Source organism: Streptomyces lomondensis (assembly GCF_014651035.1).
GTDB classification, from domain to species: Bacteria; Actinomycetota; Actinomycetes; order Streptomycetales; family Streptomycetaceae; genus Streptomyces; species Streptomyces lomondensis.
In genome coordinates, this window is record NZ_BMWC01000016.1 from 94,540 (window position 1) to 111,512 (window position 16,973).

14 protein-coding genes are annotated in these 16,973 nt (G+C 72.9%); 10 read left to right on the forward strand and 4 right to left on the reverse strand.

The annotated features are described in order from the left end of the window. Positions 1 to 2: 2 nt before the first annotated feature. From IE255_RS35270 to IE255_RS35295, 6 genes are all read left to right on the forward strand, one after another. Positions 3 to 830, forward strand: coding sequence for a hypothetical protein (locus tag IE255_RS35270; RefSeq protein ID WP_190054493.1), 828 nt, complete (start codon positions 3 to 5; stop codon positions 828 to 830). A 158-nt stretch (positions 831 to 988) separates the two neighbouring features. Next, entirely contained in the window at positions 989 to 1,810 is an 822-nt protein-coding gene (locus tag IE255_RS35275; RefSeq protein WP_190054494.1) for a TIM barrel protein, read from the forward strand. Positions 1,811 to 1,843: 33 nt separating this feature from the next. After that, the gene (locus IE255_RS35280; protein ID WP_190054495.1) at positions 1,844 to 2,737 is read left to right on the forward strand and encodes a 2-hydroxy-3-oxopropionate reductase; all 894 of its coding nucleotides are present in this window, start codon (positions 1,844 to 1,846) and stop codon (positions 2,735 to 2,737) included. 186 nt (positions 2,738 to 2,923) lie between these two features. Beyond that, a complete protein-coding gene (locus IE255_RS35285; protein ID WP_190054496.1) occupies positions 2,924 to 4,381 on the forward strand; it encodes a catalase in 1,458 nt (485 codons plus the stop codon). Positions 4,382 to 4,687: 306 nt separating this feature from the next. Continuing rightward, positions 4,688 to 4,924, forward strand: coding sequence for a hypothetical protein (locus IE255_RS35290; RefSeq protein ID WP_190054497.1), 237 nt, complete (start codon positions 4,688 to 4,690; stop codon positions 4,922 to 4,924). Between the two features lie 156 nt (positions 4,925 to 5,080). Further along, positions 5,081 to 5,707 (forward strand): TIGR04222 domain-containing membrane protein, encoded by a 627-nt coding sequence (locus tag IE255_RS35295; protein ID WP_190054498.1) that lies wholly within the window; start codon positions 5,081 to 5,083, stop codon positions 5,705 to 5,707. A gap of 62 nt (positions 5,708 to 5,769) precedes the next feature. Here IE255_RS35295 and gcl read toward each other — a convergent pair whose 3' ends face one another. Next, on the reverse strand, positions 5,770 to 7,554 hold the full coding sequence (gene gcl, locus IE255_RS35300) for a glyoxylate carboligase (RefSeq protein WP_190054499.1): 1,785 nt from the start codon (positions 7,552 to 7,554) through the stop codon (positions 5,770 to 5,772). A 212-nt stretch (positions 7,555 to 7,766) separates the two neighbouring features. On the opposite strand from gcl, the gene IE255_RS35305 reads away from it, so the two are divergent. Both IE255_RS35305 and IE255_RS35310 read left to right on the forward strand, forming a co-directional pair. Next, entirely contained in the window at positions 7,767 to 8,486 is a 720-nt protein-coding gene (locus tag IE255_RS35305) for a hypothetical protein (RefSeq protein ID WP_190054500.1), read from the forward strand. A 26-nt stretch (positions 8,487 to 8,512) separates the two neighbouring features. Beyond that, a complete protein-coding gene (locus IE255_RS35310) occupies positions 8,513 to 9,025 on the forward strand; it encodes a GNAT family N-acetyltransferase (protein WP_190054501.1) in 513 nt (170 codons plus the stop codon). A 16-nt stretch (positions 9,026 to 9,041) separates the two neighbouring features. Here IE255_RS35310 and IE255_RS35315 read toward each other — a convergent pair whose 3' ends face one another. Genes IE255_RS35315 through IE255_RS35325 form a run of 3 tightly spaced genes read right to left on the reverse strand, consistent with a single transcriptional unit; the run spans position 9,042 to position 12,769 of the window. Continuing rightward, a complete protein-coding gene (locus tag IE255_RS35315) occupies positions 9,042 to 9,503 on the reverse strand; it encodes a GNAT family N-acetyltransferase (protein WP_190054502.1) in 462 nt (153 codons plus the stop codon). Between the two features lie 3 nt (positions 9,504 to 9,506). Further along, positions 9,507 to 11,093 (reverse strand): AMP-binding protein, encoded by a 1,587-nt coding sequence (locus IE255_RS35320; RefSeq protein WP_190054503.1) that lies wholly within the window; start codon positions 11,091 to 11,093, stop codon positions 9,507 to 9,509. Further along, a complete protein-coding gene (locus IE255_RS35325; protein WP_190054504.1) occupies positions 11,090 to 12,769 on the reverse strand; it encodes an AMP-binding protein in 1,680 nt (559 codons plus the stop codon). Before IE255_RS35325 ends, IE255_RS35320 begins: the two co-directional genes overlap by 4 nt. A gap of 125 nt (positions 12,770 to 12,894) precedes the next feature. Here IE255_RS35325 and IE255_RS35330 point away from each other — a divergent pair, with 125 nt between their 5' ends. Together IE255_RS35330 and IE255_RS35335 are read left to right on the forward strand one after the other, a co-directional pair. Next, complete coding sequence (locus IE255_RS35330; protein WP_190054505.1) at positions 12,895 to 13,716, forward strand: helix-turn-helix transcriptional regulator; 822 nt, start codon at positions 12,895 to 12,897, stop codon at positions 13,714 to 13,716. Positions 13,717 to 13,920: 204 nt separating this feature from the next. Further along, complete coding sequence (locus IE255_RS35335) at positions 13,921 to 16,773, forward strand: helix-turn-helix transcriptional regulator (RefSeq protein WP_190054506.1); 2,853 nt, start codon at positions 13,921 to 13,923, stop codon at positions 16,771 to 16,773. The last annotated feature ends 200 nt before the right edge of the window (positions 16,774 to 16,973 follow it).

Genomic DNA, 16,973 nt, shown 5'->3' on the forward strand with positions numbered 1-16,973 from the left:
CCGTGGCGAATCCGACCACCCGAGGCCGCGGCGCCGGCTCCCCCGCCCGCCGCACCATGACCGCGGCCGCCCGCGCGGCGGCCAAGCGCACGCAGCGTGGGGAGCCGACGGAACGTACCGAGCGCGTGGAACGTACCGAGCGCGCGGCGCCGGAGCGGCGGCTGTCCGGGCGGACCCTGCTCGTCGAGGCGCCGGACGACGGCTGGGACGACCCGCCCGAGCCGTCGCCGGAGTTCGCCGAGGCCGTGGCGGCGGCCGAACCGGCCGAGCCCGCCGACGTGGCCGACACGGCCGACGCGGGCGACACGGCCGTGCGAGCGCCGCGCCCATGGCGGAGGCCGCTCACCCTCGTGCTCGCCGTCCTGCTCCTGGCGGGCCTGGTCGCCGCCGCCGTGCTCGGCCGGCAGTACCTGGACGGACGGCAGGCCGGGCAGGCCCGGCAGCAGGCCCTCGCGGCGGCCCGGGCGGCGGCGCCGGTCGTCCTGTCGTACGACTACCGGCATCTGGAGCGCGACTTCGCCCGGGCGCGCACGCATCTGACCGGGAAGTTCGGCGACGAGTACCGCAGGACCACCAAGGCCGTGGTCGGGCCGACCGCGAGGAAGTACCACGGGGTGGTGAAGGCGACGGTCGCGGAACCCGCAGGCGGCGGCGCCCCGGCGGCCTCCGTCGTGTCCGCCTCGGCGGACCGGGCGGTCGTCCTGCTCTTCGTCAACCAGGTCACCCGGAGCACCCAGGTCACGGGGTCGCGGGTGGACCTGAACCGGGTGCGCATGACACTGACCCGCACCTCCGAGGGCTGGAAGGTGAGCGCCGTCGACGCGCTGTGAACCTTCCCTGCCGATGCGCCCCCGCGCCCCCGCGCGGGGGCGCTTTTTCGTGCGTGCTCTTGACAGTCCTTCCCAGCCACAGGCAATCTTCCATTACGCAGAAACATGATTCCGCGATACGGAATTACTGAACTACCAGGAAGGGAGCGCCGCCCCCGATGGGATTCGCAGACCAGCGCTTCAACGTCAACCTGTCGATCCTCTTCACGGAACTCCCGCTCCTGGAGCGCCCCGCGGCCGCCGCCGCGGCCGGCTTCACCGCGGTCGAGCTGTGGTGGCCCTGGGTCGACTCGCCCACGCCGGAGCGGTCCGAGCTCGACGCCCTGAAGCGGGCGATCGAGGACGCGGGCGTACAGCTCACCGGACTGAACTTCTACGCCGGGCAGCTCCCGGGCCCGGACCGCGGCGCCCTGTCGGTGCCCGGCGAGGAGTCGGAGCGGTTCCGCGCCAACATCGACGTGGCCGCCGGCTTCGCCGCCGCCCTGGGCTGCCGGGCGCTCAACGCCCTGTACGGCAACCGCGTCGAGGGCGTGGACCCGGCCGAGCAGGACGCGCTGGCGCTGGAGAACCTGGCCCTGGCGGCGCGGGCGGCCGACCGGATCGGCGCGGTGCTGCTGATCGAGGCGCTGAACCGGCCCGAGTCACCGCGCTACCCGCTGGTGTCGGCCCCGGCCGCCGTGGGCGTCGTCGACAAGGTCAACGAGGCGACGGGGCTGGGCAACGCCCGCTTCCTCATGGACCTCTACCACCTGTCCATGAACGGCGAGGACCTCCCGGCGGTGATCGAGCGGTACGCCGCGAAGACAAGCCACGTCCAGATCGCCGACAACCCGGGCCGCGGCGCGCCGGGCACGGGCTCGCTCCCCCTCGAAGACCTCCTCGACCAGCTGAGGAAGGCGGGTTACGACGGCTGGGTCGGCCTCGAGTACAAGCCGGGCGAGCGCCCGAGCGCCGAGACCTTCGGCTGGCTGCCCCGCTGACCCGCTGCCCCCTGTACCGAAAGGCACCCCATCATGAGCAACTCCCTCCCCAAGATCGCCTGGATCGGCCTCGGCATCATGGGCTCCCCCATGTCCGAGAACCTGATCAAGGCGGGTTACGACGTCACCGGCTTCACGCTGGAGCGGGAGAAGCTGGACCGGCTGGCCGCCGCCGGCGGCACGGCCGCCGGGTCGATCGCCGAGGCCGTGCGGGACGCCGACGTCGTCATCACGATGGTGCCGGCCTCCCCGCAGGTCGAGGCCATCGCCTACGGCCCCGACGGCATCCTGGAGAACGCGCGGTCCGGCGCGCTGCTGATCGACATGTCCTCGATCACCCCGCAGACCTCGGTCGACCTGGCGAAGGCGGCCAAGGACAAGGGCATCAGGGTGCTGGACGCCCCGGTGTCCGGCGGTGAGGCCGGTGCCATCGAGGCCGTGCTGTCCATCATGGTCGGCGGCGAACAGGCCGACTTCGACCAGGCCGAGCCGATCTTCGAGGCGCTCGGCAAGACCATCGTGCTGTGCGGTCCGCACGGCTCCGGACAGACCGTGAAGGCCGCCAACCAGCTGATCGTCGCCGTCAACATCCAGGCGTGCGCCGAGGCCGTGGTCTTCCTGGAGAAGTCCGGCGTGGACCTGAAGGCGGCCCTGGACGTCCTCAACGGCGGCCTCGCGGGCTCCACCGTGCTGACGCGGAAGAAGGACAACTTCCTGAACCGCGACTTCAAGCCGGGCTTCCGCATCGACCTGCACCACAAGGACATGAGCATCGTCACGGACGCCGCCCGCACCGTCGGCGCGGCCCTGCCCGTCGGCGCCGTGGTCGCCCAGCTGGTCGCGTCCCTGCGCGCGCAGGGCGACGGCGGCCTGGACCACTCGGCGCTGCTGCGGGCCGTGGAGCGGCTGTCCGGCGCGCAGGTCTGAGGTCCGTACCCCGATACCCCGGGCGGCGCCGCCGCTGACACCTGTCCTGTCGCGCCCAGAGGGGCGGCGCCGCCCGGCCCACCCATGCCCACCAATTCAACAAACTGTTGACGCTCCGCTCGCCCCGACCCTAGGCTCCACAAAGCGGAAACACTTTTCCGCTGCCCTCTCGTACGGAAGGTCACGATGTCGCAGCGCGTGCTCACCACCGAGTCCGGCGCCCCCGTCGCCGACAACCAGAACTCCGCCACCGCCGGCGTCGGCGGCCCGCTTCTGCTCCAGGACCAGCACCTGCTGGAGAAGCTCGCGCGCTTCAACCGCGAGCGCATCCCGGAGCGCGTGGTGCACGCCCGCGGCTCGGGCGCGTACGGCCACTTCGAAGTCACCGACGACGTCACGGACTTCACGCACGCCGACTTCCTGAGCTCCGTCGGCAGGCGCACCGAGGTGTTCGTCCGCTTCTCCACCGTGGCCGACTCGCTCGGCGGCGCGGACGCGGTGCGCGACCCGCGCGGTTTCGCGGTCAAGTTCTACACCGGGGAGGGCAATTACGACCTCGTCGGGAACAACACGCCGGTGTTCTTCATCAAGGACCCCATCAAGTTCCCCGACTTCATCCACTCGCAGAAGCGCGACCCGTTCACGGGCCGTCAGGAGCCGGACAACGTCTGGGACTTCTGGGCGCACTCCCCCGAGGCCACGCACCAGGTGACCTGGCTGATGGGCGACCGGGGCATCCCCGCCTCGTACCGGCACATGAACGGCTACGGCTCGCACACCTACCAGTGGACGAACAGCGCGGGCGAGGCCTTCTTCGTCAAGTACCACTTCAAGACCAACCAGGGCATCCGCTGCCTCAGCAGCGAGCAGGCCGCGGAGCTCGCGGGCAAGGACCCCAACTCCCACCAGACGGACCTGCTCCAGGCGATCGAGCGGGGCGTGCACCCGTCGTGGACCCTGTACATCCAGCTCATGCCGGCGGCCGAGGCGGCCGGCTACCGCTTCAACCCGTTCGACCTGACCAAGGTCTGGCCGCACGGCGACTACCCGCTGCGGCGCGTGGGCCGGCTGGTGCTGGACCGCAACCCGGACAACGTCTTCGCCGAGGTCGAGCAGGCCGCGTTCTCCCCGAACAACTTCGTGCCGGGCATCGGCCCCTCGCCCGACAAGATGCTCCAGGGCCGCCTGTTCGCCTACGCCGACGCCCACCGCTATCGCCTGGGCGTCAACCACACGCAGCTGGCCGTCAACGCGCCCCGGGCCACGACCGCCGAGAACTACGGCCGGGACGGCTTCATGGCGACCAACGCCCAGGGCCGGCACGCGAAGAACTACGAACCGAACTCCTACGACGGCCCGGTGGAGACCGGCCGCCCGCTGTCGGCGCCGCTGGCGGTGTCCGGCCACACGGGCACCCACGAGGCGCCTCTCCACACCAAGGACGACGACTTCTTCCAGGCCGGCGAGCTGTACCGGCTGATGTCCGGCGAGGAGAGGTCCCGCCTGGTCGCGAACATCGCCGGCGGCCTCTCCCAGGTCTCCCGCGACGACGTGATCGAGAAGAACCTCGCGCACTTCTGCGCCGCCGACCCCGAGTACGGGCGGCGCGTGGAGGAGGCGGTCCGCGTCCTGCGCGAGGACTGAACTCCCTGACCGCGTCCGACCGCCCGGGACCGACCCGGATGAGGGGTGGTCGCCCCGGGCACGGACGCGGGCAGGGCTGCGCGGACCGCGGCGGCGTGTGAGCCAGTGCGGTGGTGAAGGACCGGGACCGGCTTCTCGACCCGAGGGAAGCCCGCTCCGGCTCCGTCGCACCCGCCGCGGTCCCAGTACCCACCCTCCCCAGACCCCGTCCGGCGGCGCGAACGTCCTGTCGCGCCCAGCCTCGCGCCGCCGGACGGCCAGCCCGCTCAGGGTGCGGAACGGTTCCGTCCGAAGCAGCCTGAAGGCATGGCACATCCAACCGAGCACCCGCATGTCGTGGTCCACGCCCCCGCCCTGGACGGATCCCGCCGGGTCACCCTGGGCGAGGAGCCCCTGGGGATCGCCACGCACGTCGACGACGTGGCGGAGATCCTGCGCCTGGCCGATCTCTACGTGACGGACGTCGAGGAGAGCGACCTCGTCGAGTGGCAGGGCGGCGGCCCGGACGACTGGCCCGGGCTGTCGGAGCACCACGAGTCCTGAGCGCGTACGGCAGCGGTCGTACACCCCGTACGGCACCCTCAAATCAACCTCTGAACCCGGCCCCGGGGGCTTCAACCGCCCCCGGGGCCGGGCACATTCTCGACACACGGGGCCCGCCGGCACGGGGGCGGCGGGCCCCGATACGGGGGTGAAGCCATGGGCGACGGTACGGCGGTCCGGCTGGAGCCGCACGAGATAGCGCTGCTGGGGGAAGGCCCGCGGGCCGCCGTCACCGTCGCCGTGGTGGACCTGCATCTGCGGGGCCTGGCCGAGGCCGACCTGCCGGGGACGATACGCAGGGGCATCGGGGACGCCGTGGCCGGGAAGCGGCCGCCGTCTCCCCTGGCGGAGGCGGTGCACCGGTCACTGCGCGAGCCCGCCGGCCTGCGGACCCTGGTGAAGGACCCGGACATCCGGCTCGCGGTGGCCCTCATGCGCATCCCCCTCGCCGAGGCAGGCCTGCTGCGCTACCCGCTGCTCGGCCCCACGCGCGCCGCCCGCCGCCACGTGCGGGAGCTGCGGCAGCGCCATCCGCTGCCCGCGAGCCGACGCGGCCTGAGCGACCACGACCGGCTGCTCGCGGTCGCCCTGCACGGCGAGGCGGCCCTGCGGCTGCTGGTGCCGCGCTTCGCCCTGCGGGCCGGACTGGTCCGCAGGGCCGAGGTGGGCGGCAAGAGCCTCCTCAAGCACTCGCGCGGTCCGTACGGAGGCGGAGGCGGAAGTGCGGGCCACGCCTACTGCGGCGGAGGCGGAGGCGGATGCGGAGGAGGCGGCGGGAACTGAACGCGTGAACGCGTGAGGGGCGGCCCGTCCCAGAGACGGACCGCCCCTCGGCCGTGTACGCGTCAGACCTTCAGCGTCCTGATCGCGGTCGGCGCGTGGCCGGGCTCGGTGGCGAGCTCCTCGAACTCCACGACGTTGCCGATGTCGTTGGTCGTCGACATGGAGATGTTGGTGACGCGCTCCAGGATCGCCTCGACGACGACCGGGACCCGGTACTCGGCGGCGAGCTTCCTGGCCTGCTCGAAGGCGGCGCCCAGCTCGGCCGGGTCGGTCACCCGGATCGCCTTGCAGCCGAGGCCCTCGGCGACCTTGACGTGGTCGACGCCGTAGACGCCGAGCTCGGGCGAGTTGAGGTTCTCGAACTCCAGGTTGACCTGGAAGTCGATCTCGAACGCCCGCTGCGCCTGCCGGATCAGGCCCAGGTAGGAGTTGTTCACCAGGACATGGACGTACGGGATGCGGTGCTGCGCGCCGACGGCCAGTTCCTCGATCATGAACTGGAAGTCGTAGTCGCCGGAGAGCGCGACGACGGACGCCTCCGGGTCGGCCTTGGCGACGCCGAGCGCGGCCGGGATCGTCCAGCCGAGCGGGCCGGCCTGACCGCAGTTGATCCAGTGGCGGGGCCGGTAGACGTGCAGCATCTGGGCGCCGGCGATCTGCGAGAGGCCGATGGTGGAGACGTACCGGGTCTCCGGGCCGAAGACCTTGTTCATCTCCTCGTAGACGCGCTGCGGCTTGATCGGGATGTCGTCGAAGTGCGTACGGCGCTGGAGGGTCGCCTTCTTCTGCTGTGCCGAAGCCGACCAGGCGGAGCGGTCGGGCAGCTGGCCGGCCGCCTTCAGCTCCCGCGCGACCTCGACGAACAGCTCCAGGGCGGCCTTGGCGTCGGAGGCGATGCCGTAGTCGGGCGCGAAGATCCTGCCGATCTGGGTGGGCTCGATGTCGACGTGGACGAACGTCCGGCCGGCCGTGTAGACGTCGAGCTTGCCGGTGTGGCGGTTTGCCCAGCGGTTGCCGATGCCGAGGACGAAGTCGGACTCCAGGAAGGTCGCGTTGCCGTAGCGGTGCGAGGTCTGGAGGCCGACCATGCCGGCGTTCAGCTCGTGGTCGTCGGGCAGGACGCCCCAGCCCATGAGAGTCGGGACGACCGGAGTGCCGGTCAACTCGGCGAACTCGACGAGGAGTTCGGCGGCGTCGGCGTTGATGACGCCGCCGCCGGCGACGATCAGCGGGCGCTCGGAGGCGTTCAGCATCCCGATCGCCTTCTCGATCTGGGCGCGGGTCGCGGCGGGCTTGTAGACCGGGAGCGGCTCGTAGGTCTCCGGGTCGAACTCGATCTCCGTGAGCTGGACGTCGATCGGCAGGTCGATGAGGACCGGGCCGGGCCGGCCGGACCGCATGAGGTGGAAGGCCTGTTGGAAGACGCCCGGGACCTGCGCGGCCTCCAGGACGGTCACGGCCATCTTGGTGACCGGCTTGGCGATGGAGGCGATGTCGACGGCCTGGAAGTCCTCCTTGTGGATCACGGCAGTGGGGGCCTGGCCCGTGATGCACAGGATCGGGATGGAGTCGCCGGTCGCGGAGTACAGGCCGGTGATCATGTCGGTGCCGGCGGGGCCGGAGGTGCCGATGCAGACGCCGATGTTGCCCGGGTGGGTGCGGGTGTAGCCCTCGGCCATGTGCGAGGCGCCCTCGACGTGCCGGGCGAGGGTGTGGGCGATGCCGCCGGAGGCCTTGAGCGCCGCGTAGAAGGGGTTGATCGCCGCGCCCGGGACACCGAACGCGTCGGTGACGCCCTCGCGCTTGAGGATCTCAACTGCCGCGCGGGCAGCGGTCATTCGAGCCATCGAGTACTCCTGCTTCGGCTGTCGGATTCGCACTCCCGTCGCGCCCCGCGGTGAGCTCTTCCGTATTGCGGAAAGTATTTTCTACTATCTGGAATGAATGTAAGTGGGTGGGCGAAGGCCGTCAAGGGACGGAGTCGGCAAGCGGCGGACAGGCGGGGGCCGGAGGGAGCACGATGGAAGCTGTCCCGACGCGACGTGGTTCTGGAGTGGCCATGGCCGAGACCGTCCCGGTGCGCTGCCCGGCCTGCCGCCGCGAGCACCGCTACACGGCTCCGGCGTACCCGTGCGTGTGCGGCGCGCCCGTCGCCCCGCCGCTGGACCGGCACAGGGCGGCGACGCCCGTCGCGCACCGGGTCTGGCAGGACGACTGGGTGACGGTGCGGTGCGCGTCCTGCGGGCGGCGCGGGGAGTGGCCGCGGCCGGAGCTGGGGTGCCCGTGCGGGGTGGTGCTGCGGGTACCGGTGGCGGACGGGGACGCCCTGGCAGGCCAGGACACCGCAGCCACCTCCACCCCTGCCCCTCCCGCTCCTGCCGGCAGGCCGCCCTTCCGGTCCGTGACGATCCGTACCGCGCTCGACGCCGTCACCGCCACCGCGCTGTATCTGCGCTGGCTGGGCTACCGGGACGTCCGCCGCGCCGACCAGCGGCCCCCGTCCGGCATCGGCCTCGCCGCCCGCGGCGTCGTCGCGCAGGTCGACCCGGCGGTGCGTCCGGCGACCCTGCGGGACGTGGAGTGCCTGTGGCTGACGGCCATGACGGAGTCCGCGGACTGCCTCTACTTCTCCGTCGCCGGATACGCGGACGACGCCCGGGCCCGCTCCGACGCCCTGGGGATCCCGCTGTTCGTCCTCGACCTCACCGGCACCCCGCGCCCGGTGAACGCCCCGGCCCACGCGCTGGCCGCGACCGGCACGAAAAACCGGGCCCCCTGAACCCCGCCGCGTCCCATACTCACCGCATGCCCCTCCGCATCCGCCCGGCGGCCCCCGCCGAACTCCCCGCCCTCCAGGACATCGAGCGCGCCGCCGGTGCCCTCTTCCGCGACCTCGGCATGCCGGAGATCGCCGACGACGAGCCGCCGGGACTCGACGTACTGGAGCGCTACCGCGGGGCGGGCCGCTGCTGGGTCGCCACCGAGGCGGGCGACCGGCCGATCGCCTACCTCGTCGCCGAACCCGTGGACGGCGCCCTGCACATCGAGCAGGTCTCGGTCCACCCGCGCGCCGCACGCCAGGGCGTGGGCCGGGCCCTGCTGGCGTACGCCGCCGGCCGCGCCCGCGAGGAGGGCCTGACCGCGCTGACGCTGACCACCTTCGCCGAGGTCCCGTGGAACGCCCCCTACTACGCCCGCCTGGGCTTCCGCACCCTGGACGAGCGGGACCTCACGCCCGGCCTGCGCGCGATCCGCGCGAGGGAGGCCCAACACGGCCTGGACCGCCGGCCCCGGGTGTGCATGCGCGCCGCCGTCTGAGCCGGCCGCCCGTCCCTCACTCCCCCGCGAGCCTCTCCTCCGGGCAGAAGTAGAAGAGTTCGGGATCGCCTTCGTCCAGGCCGTGCACCAGACCGGCCGGGCACCAGCCGGCGCCGAGGAGCAGCTGGTGCATCGGCTGGTTGGAGACGTTGGCCGAGGTGAACAGCTTCGGAGTGGTGCACGCGGCCTCGACCGCCCCGAGGAGCCGCGTGCCCACCCCCCGCCTGCGGGCGTGGGAGCCGACCATCAGCAGGGTGACGAAGCCCTGCTCGAAGAAGGTGTACTCCAGCACGGCGTAGCCCACCGGGCCGGAGGCGTCCTCGGCCAGCAGGGCCGAGCCCTGTGCGCACCACCGCCGGATGCCCGCCCGCCGCGCCCGGTCGCCCGCCGAGGCGATCGAGTCGACGCCGGTCAGGGCCTCCGCGTCGGACACCGAGGCGCGGCGCACCACGAGGTCGCGGGATCCGGTGCCGTCCATCTCCTAGCCGCCCCCGAACCGCTGCCGCAGCTCCACCTTGCGCACCTTCCCGGACACCGTCATCGGGAAGGTGTCGAGGATCCGCAGCCGGCTCGGGATCTTGTAGTGCGCCAACCGCCCCTCGCAGAAGGCCCGCAGCTCCTCCAGTGTGGGCGGGGTGGCCGGGTCGCGGGCGATGACGCAGGCCAGGACCTCCTCGCCGTAGTGGTCGTGCGGGACGCCCACGACCTGGACGTCCTGGATCTTGGGGTGGGTGTAGAGGAACTCCTCGATCTCGCGGGGGTAGATGTTCTCCCCGCCCCGGATGATCATGTCCTTGATGCGGCCGACGATCTCGACGTAGCCGTCCTCGCGCAGCACGGCGAGGTCGCCGGTGTGCATCCAGCGGCCCGCGTCGATGGCCTCGGCGGTCTTCTCCGGCTCGTTCCAGTAGCCGAGCATCACGCTGTAGCCGCGGGTGCACAACTCGCCCGCCGTACCGCGCGGTTGCGTCACGCCCGTCGCCGGGTCGACGACCTTGACCTCGATGTGCGGCAGCACCCGGCCGACCGTGCCCGTGCGGTGCTCCAGGTCGTCGTCCCTGCGGGTCTGGAGGGAGACCGGGGACGTCTCGGTCATGCCGTAGCAGATGGAGACCTCCGCCATGTGCATCTCGGCGACCACCCGCTTCATCACCTCCACCGGGCAGGGCGAGCCCGCCATGATGCCGGTGCGCAGGGAGGAGAGGTCGTAGGAGGCGAAGTCGGGGAGGTTCAGCTCCGCGATGAACATGGTCGGGACGCCGTAGAGCGAGGTGCAGCGCTCCTGCTGGACCGCCTCCAGCGTGGCCTTCGGGTCGAAGGACGGGGCGGGGATGACCATGCAGGCGCCGTGCGAGGTGGCGGCGAGGTTGCCCATGACCATGCCGAAGCAGTGGTAGAAGGGCACCGGGATGCAGATCCGGTCCTGCTCGGTGTAGGCGATCGACTCCCCGACGAAATAGCCGTTGTTGAGGATGTTGTGGTGGGAGAGGGTCGCGCCCTTCGGGAAGCCCGTCGTGCCCGACGTGTACTGGATGTTGATGGGGTCGTCGCAGGAGAGGTCCTCGTAGGCCGGGTCCGGGGTCGCCCGTCCGAGCAGCGTCTCCCAGCTCGGGTCGCCGAAGTAGGCGACCTCGCGCAGGTCGGGGCAGCGGCCCCGCACCTCCTCCACCATCGCCCGGTAGTCGCTCGTCTTGTGGCTCAGGGAGGCGAACAGCAGCGACACCCCGGCCTGCTTCAGGACGTACTCCACCTCGTGGGTGCGGTACGCCGGGTTGATGTTGACCATGATCGCGCCGACGCGGGCGGTGGCGTACTGGACGAGGACCCACTCGGGGCAGTTGACCGCCCAGACGCCCACCCGGTCGCCCTTGACGACACCGGACGCCAGGAGGGCGGAGGCCAGCTCGTCCACCGCGGCGCCGAACCGCGCGTACGTCCAGCGCCGGCCGGACGGCACGTCCACCAGCGCCTCGCGGTCCGGCCAGGTGGCCACCGCCCGGTCCAGGTTGGCCCCGATGGTGTCGCCGAGCAGCGCCGTGCCGCCGGTTCCGTGGCTGTAGGAGCTCACCGGACGCCCTCCTCGCGGTACTCGGCGTCCGAGCCGGCCTGCGTGGCCTCGCGCAGCTCGATCCGGCGGATCTTGCCGGAGACGGTCTTGGGCAGGTCGCCGAACTCCAGCCGGCGGATGCGCTTGTAGGGGGCCAGGGTCTGCCGGGAGTGCTCGAACAGCACCTTGGCCGTGTCGGGGCCGGGCTCCCAGCCGTCGGCCAGGACGACGTACGCCTTGGGGACGGCGAGCCGCAGTTCGTCCGGGGCGGGGACGACCGCCGCCTCGGCCACCGCCTCGTGCTCCAGCAGCGCGCTCTCCAGCTCGAAGGGGCTGATCTTGTAGTCGGAGGCTTTGAAGACGTCGTCGCTGCGCCCGGTATAGGTCAGATATCCCTCTTCGTCCCTGGAGGCGATGTCTCCGGTCCGGTAGTAACCGCCGGCCATCGCCTCCGCCGTGCGGTCCGCGTCGCCGTGGTAGCCGGTCATCAGGCCGACGGGCCGGTCCGACAGGTCGAGCGCGATCTCGCCCTCCGCGGCGCCCGGCGCGCCCGAGACGGGGTCGAGGAGTTCGACGCGGTAGCCGGGGCTCGGGCGGCCCATCGAGCCGGTCTTGAGGGGCTGGCCGGGGCTGTTGGCGACCTGCACGGCCGTCTCGGTCTGGCCGAAGCCGTCCCGGATGGTCACGCCCCAGGACCGGCGGACCTGTTCGATGACCTCCGGGTTGAGGGGCTCGCCGGCGGCGACGACCTCGCGGGGCGGGGTGCGCAGCCGGCTCAGGTCGGCCTGGATGAGCATGCGCCAGACGGTCGGCGGGGCGCAGAAGGTGGTGACGCCCGCCCGGTCCATCTCGGCCATGAGACGGGCGGCGTCGAAACGCGTGTAGTTGTACAGGAAGACGGTCGCCTCGGCGTTCCACGGGGCGAAGAGGTTGGACCAGGCGTGCTTGGCCCAGCCCGGAGAGGAGATGTTCAGGTGCACGTCGCCGGGCTTGAGGCCGATCCAGTACATGGTCGACAGGTGGCCGATCGGGTACGACGTGTGGGTGTGCTCGACGAGTTTGGGCCGGGCGGTGGTGCCCGAGGTGAAGTAGAGCATCAGCGGGTCGTCGGCGCGGGTCGGGCCGTCGGGCGTGAAGTCGGCGGAGGCGCCGTAGGCGTCGTCCAGGGGCAGCCAGCCGTCCGGCACGGCGCCGGCGGCACCGGCGGCGATGCGCGTGTAGTCGCCGGGGACCTCGGCGAACTTGACGGCGTCCTCGGGGCGGGCGATGACGTGCCGGACCCGGCCGCGGTCGACGCGGTCGCGCAGGTCGGCGGGGCCGAGCAGCGGGGTGGCCGGGATGACCACCGCGCGCAGCTTCATCGCGGCGAGCGCGGTGATCCACAGTTCGGCCTGGTTGCCGAGCATGACGAGGATCCGGTCCTCGGCGCGCACGCCCCGGGCGCGCAGCCAGGTGGCGAACTGCGCCGACCGTACGGACATCTCCCCGAAGGACAGCTGTGTCTCGCGGCCGTCCTCCTCGACGAGGTGCAGAGCCGTGCGGGCGTTGCCGTCGGCGATCTCGTCGAACCAGTCGAGGGCCCAGTTGAAGTACTCGGGCCGGGGCCAGCGGAAGCCCTCGTAGGCGGTGGCGTAGTCCTCGCGGTGTTCCAGCAGGAAGTCCCGCGCGCTGCGGAACAGCTCCGTCGCCGATGTCATCTGTCCTCCTGGGTGCCGGACCATTGCCGGGCGGCTCCGAGCCATCGTGTAATCCGTGATGCAGGTCTCACTACCCCCGAACGGGGGGTGCGCCCGCGCGGCGGCCGTAGTGAAGGGGCGAACAGGTGACAGCAGACGCGTCCGACGCGGTCGAGATACGGAACGCGCTGCTGCGCCTGCGGCGCGCCACCCGCCTCCCGGTCGCCTTCGGCGGCCTGATGGAGGCCGGTCAGCAGATGCGCATCAGCGAACTGAGCGGCACGGCGACGCACGGGCTGCGGTCGCTGGTGGTGACGTCCGGGACCGGGCTGGGCGGCAAGGCGGTGGCGCTCGCCCGGCCGTGCGTGGTGACGGACTACTCGGCGTCGCGGCAGATCAGCCACGAGTACGACGCGCCGGTGGCCATGGAGGGACTGCGCTCGGTGCTGGCCGTGCCGGTGGTCGTACGGCACCGGGTGCGCGGGGTGCTGTACGGCGCGCTGCGCACGGCCCAGCCCCTGGGCGGGCGCACGCTGGACGCGGCCGTGGAGGCGGCGCGGGACGTGGAACGGGCGCTGGCCGTGCGGGACGAGGCCCGTACGCTCGCCGCCGGGGCCGGGGCGGGCGCGGGCTGGGAGCAGGTGCGGGAGGCGCACGCGGCGCTGCGGGCGCTGGCCCCGCGGATCGCGGACCCGCTGCTGCGCGCCGAGCTGCTTCAGGCGTGTGCGCTGCTGACGGCCGACGGCGGTGATGCCGTCCCCTCGGGGGACCGGGCCCGGCTCGCGCCGCGCGAGGTGGACGTGCTGGCGTGTGTCGCCGCGGGGGCCACGAACGCGGTCGCCGCCGAGCGGCTGGGTGTGACGCCCGAGACCGTCAAGGGGTATCTGCGGTCGGCCATGCGGAAGCTGCGGGCCCGGACCCGGGGCGAGGCCGTGGTCGCCGCGCGCCGGGCGGGATGGTTGCCGTAGGTTTGTGATGTTTTCTGATATGCCGGTCTGTTCGATATGCCGAAGGGTTCCCGACAGGGCGCCGACGCCGTGTTCCGCCGCTTTCGGGAGACCGATGAATTTTCCCCTCGACGCCCGTTGTTATTTCCCTCACCACACCGTCCGTCCGAAATTCAATGAGCTGTTGCCTAATATTGGCCAGGACACGACACAGGGAGGGAAGCGGTGACCGTGCGACGGGACTTCCAGGAGCCTCCCAGGAGCCGCCCCGACCTGGTCATCGGCCGGGAGGACCTGTTCGCGTCGGCGCGTGAGCAGCTCGGCCGGGGCGGCAGTGTGCTGCTCCACGGCCCCGCCGGAATAGGCAAGTCGACGGTCCTGCGGGCGCTGGCCGCGGATTACGGCGGCACGGCCCGGACCGTGTTGCGCTGCTCGGCCACCGAGTCCGAATCCCACCTGCCCTTCCTGGCCCTGGCCGACCTGTTCGGCCTGGTCCTGGACGAGGTCTCGGGCGCGCTGCCCGGCGCCCAGCGCACCGCCCTGGAGTCGGCGCTCACCGGCCGCGGCGAGTCCACCCTGCAGCGCGACGGGCTCGCGCTGCGCCTGGCCGTGCTGTCGGCGCTGCGGGCGCTGGCCGCGAAGGGCCCGGTCCTCGTGGTCGCCGACGACCTCCAGTGGCTGGATGCCGCCAGTGCCGAACTGCTCGGCTTCGCGGCCCGCCGGCTGGGCGACACGCCCGTGCAGATGCTGTGCGCGGTGCGGACCGAGGGCCAGGAGTACGACCGCCATCTACGCGCGTCCCCGCCCGACACGCTCGCCGTCCGGCTGGGCCCGCTGACCCGCACCCAGGTGTCGGCGCTGCTCGACCACCGCGGCTACACCCCCCTGTCCCGCTCCACGATCCGCGACATCCACCGCACCAGCGGCGGCAATCCGCTCTTCGCGCTGGAGCTGGGCCGCGCGCTGGCCGAGAGCCCGGCCCGGCCCCGGCCCGGCGAGCCGCTGCCCGTGCCCACCTCGCTGCGGGCCCTGGTGCTGAGCCGGCTGGAGATGCTGTCGGACGAGGCGCGCCGCACCCTGCTCGTGGCCAGTGCCGGCGCGCGTCCAACGCTCGCGCTGCTGCACGCGGCCGGGCGGGAGCACGCCGAGGCCGAGACCGCCCAGGCGGCGGAGCTGGGCCTGCTGGCGACCGAGGCGGAAGGCCCCGCCGTACGGTTCGCGCATCCGCTGATCTCGGCCGCGCTGTACGCGGAGGCCCCGGCGGCGGAGCGGCGGGCCGTGCACGCCGCGCTGTCCACGGCGGCCTCCGACCCGATCGAGCGCGCCCGGCACCTGGCCCTGGCGACCACCGGGACCGACCCGGAGGTGGCGGCCCGGCTCGCCGAGGCCGCTTCGCTGGCCCGGGACCGCGGGGCACCGTCCGTGGCCGCCTCGCTCGGCCTGCTCGCCGCCCGGCACACCCCGGCGGACAGCTCGCCGGGCCCGGACGAGCGGCGGCTCCAGGCCGCGGAGGACGCGATCACCGCCGGCGAGGCCGACCTCGCCCGGGACATCGCCCGCGACGTACTGACGCGTGCCACCGTGCCCGCCGAGCGGGTGCGGGCCTGGATGGTGGTCATCGAGGCGGCCGGGCAGGCGCTCGGCGACGTCGACGCCGTCTTCCCGCAGGTCCTGGCCGACGCCGGCGACGACCCGGGGCTGCTCGCCCTGGTCCACTACCAGCTGGCCTGGCGCGGCCTGGTCGTCGAGGGCGACTTCGCCGAGGCCCGGCAGGAGGCCGCGCACGCGGCGGAGCTGGCCGCCCTCGGCGAGGACCGGCGCACGGAGCTGATGGCGCTGTCCTTCCAGGCGTCCACCGAGACCCTGATGGGGCACCCGGACGCCCCCGCGACCGTCAAACGGGCCCTCAAGGAACCCCAGGACCCCTACGTGGCCTGCCACCACAACGGCGCCGGCTCGGCCCGGTTCCGCTGGCTCATCATGAGCGACCAGCTGCCCGAGGCGCGGGCGACCATCACCGCGCTGCTGCGCGAGGTGCGGCGGCGCGGCATGGTCGAGAGCGAGGTGCACTTCCTGCGCTTCCTGGCCGACACCGAGCTGCGCTCCGGGCACTGCGGCCGGGCCCTGGACCTGGCCCGCGAGAGCCTGCGGCTGGCCCGCGACTCCGGGATCGGGGAGGGCGCCTCCGCCATGCTCACCTCCCTCGCGGAGGCCTCGGCCGGGGACGTCGACCGGGCGCTCGCCCTCGCCCGTGAGGCGGCCGACCACGCCGAGGTCGACGGCGACCAGATGTACCTGTCCCGGGCCCTGGCGGCGCTGGGCTACGCCCAGTTGGTGGCCGGGGACCCGGCGGCCGCGGTCCGTTCGCTGCGCCGGGTGCGGGAGCTGGAGCAGGGCCTCGGCATCAACGACCCGGCGCGCGGCCGCTGGCACGGCGACCTCGCCGAGGCCCTGGTCCGCATCGGCGAACCGGGCGAGGCCCAGGACGTCATCGACACGGCGCGGGTGCACGCCCTGCGGCTGGGCCGGGAGAGCGTGCTCGCCGTGCTGGACCGGGCCGAGGCGCTGGTGCGGGCGGCGCGCGGCGAACACGAGGCCGCCCTCGTCCGGTTGGCGTCCGTGCGGGACCGGCTCGGCCGGCTCGGCTACGGCCTGGAGGAGGCGCGGGCCGCCTTCGCGCTGGCCCGCCTGCGCATCCAGACCGCCGCCTGCCCGCGCACCGGCGGCACTCCCCTGCCCGGACCGGCGTCGTACGACGAGACCGCCCGGCTGTTCCGGCGCTGCCGGGCGCTGCCCTGGCTGCGGCAGGTCGACGCGGCCGTCACGGCCGGTCCCGCGGCGGTGGAGCCGGCCCCGGTCGCGGCGCCGGTGCCGCTCGACGCGCTGGAGGGGCTCGCCTCGATGGAGCGTCAGGTCGCCTCGCTGGTGATGGAGGGCGCGACCAACCGGGAGATCGCGGCCCGCCTGTTCATCAGCGTCAAGACCGTCGAGGCGACCCTCACCCGGGTCTACCGGAAGCTGGGGATCCGCTCACGGGTGGACATCGTCCGGCTGGCGGCGGGCCGCCGCACGACCTGATCCCACCTGGGTTTACGGGGCCGGACCGAGGGTTATCCCTGCCCAACTCCCTTAGGGGGTTCCCTCATTGGGAGCCCTCGCTTCCCGGCTCTAGCTTTGGGGCGTGCCGCTCGCCGGACACACGGAGATCCGAACAAAGGCGTCAGGGTCCCCGAGCACCACCCACCCGCGCGACCCCCCACCGGCAACTCCCCAAGGAG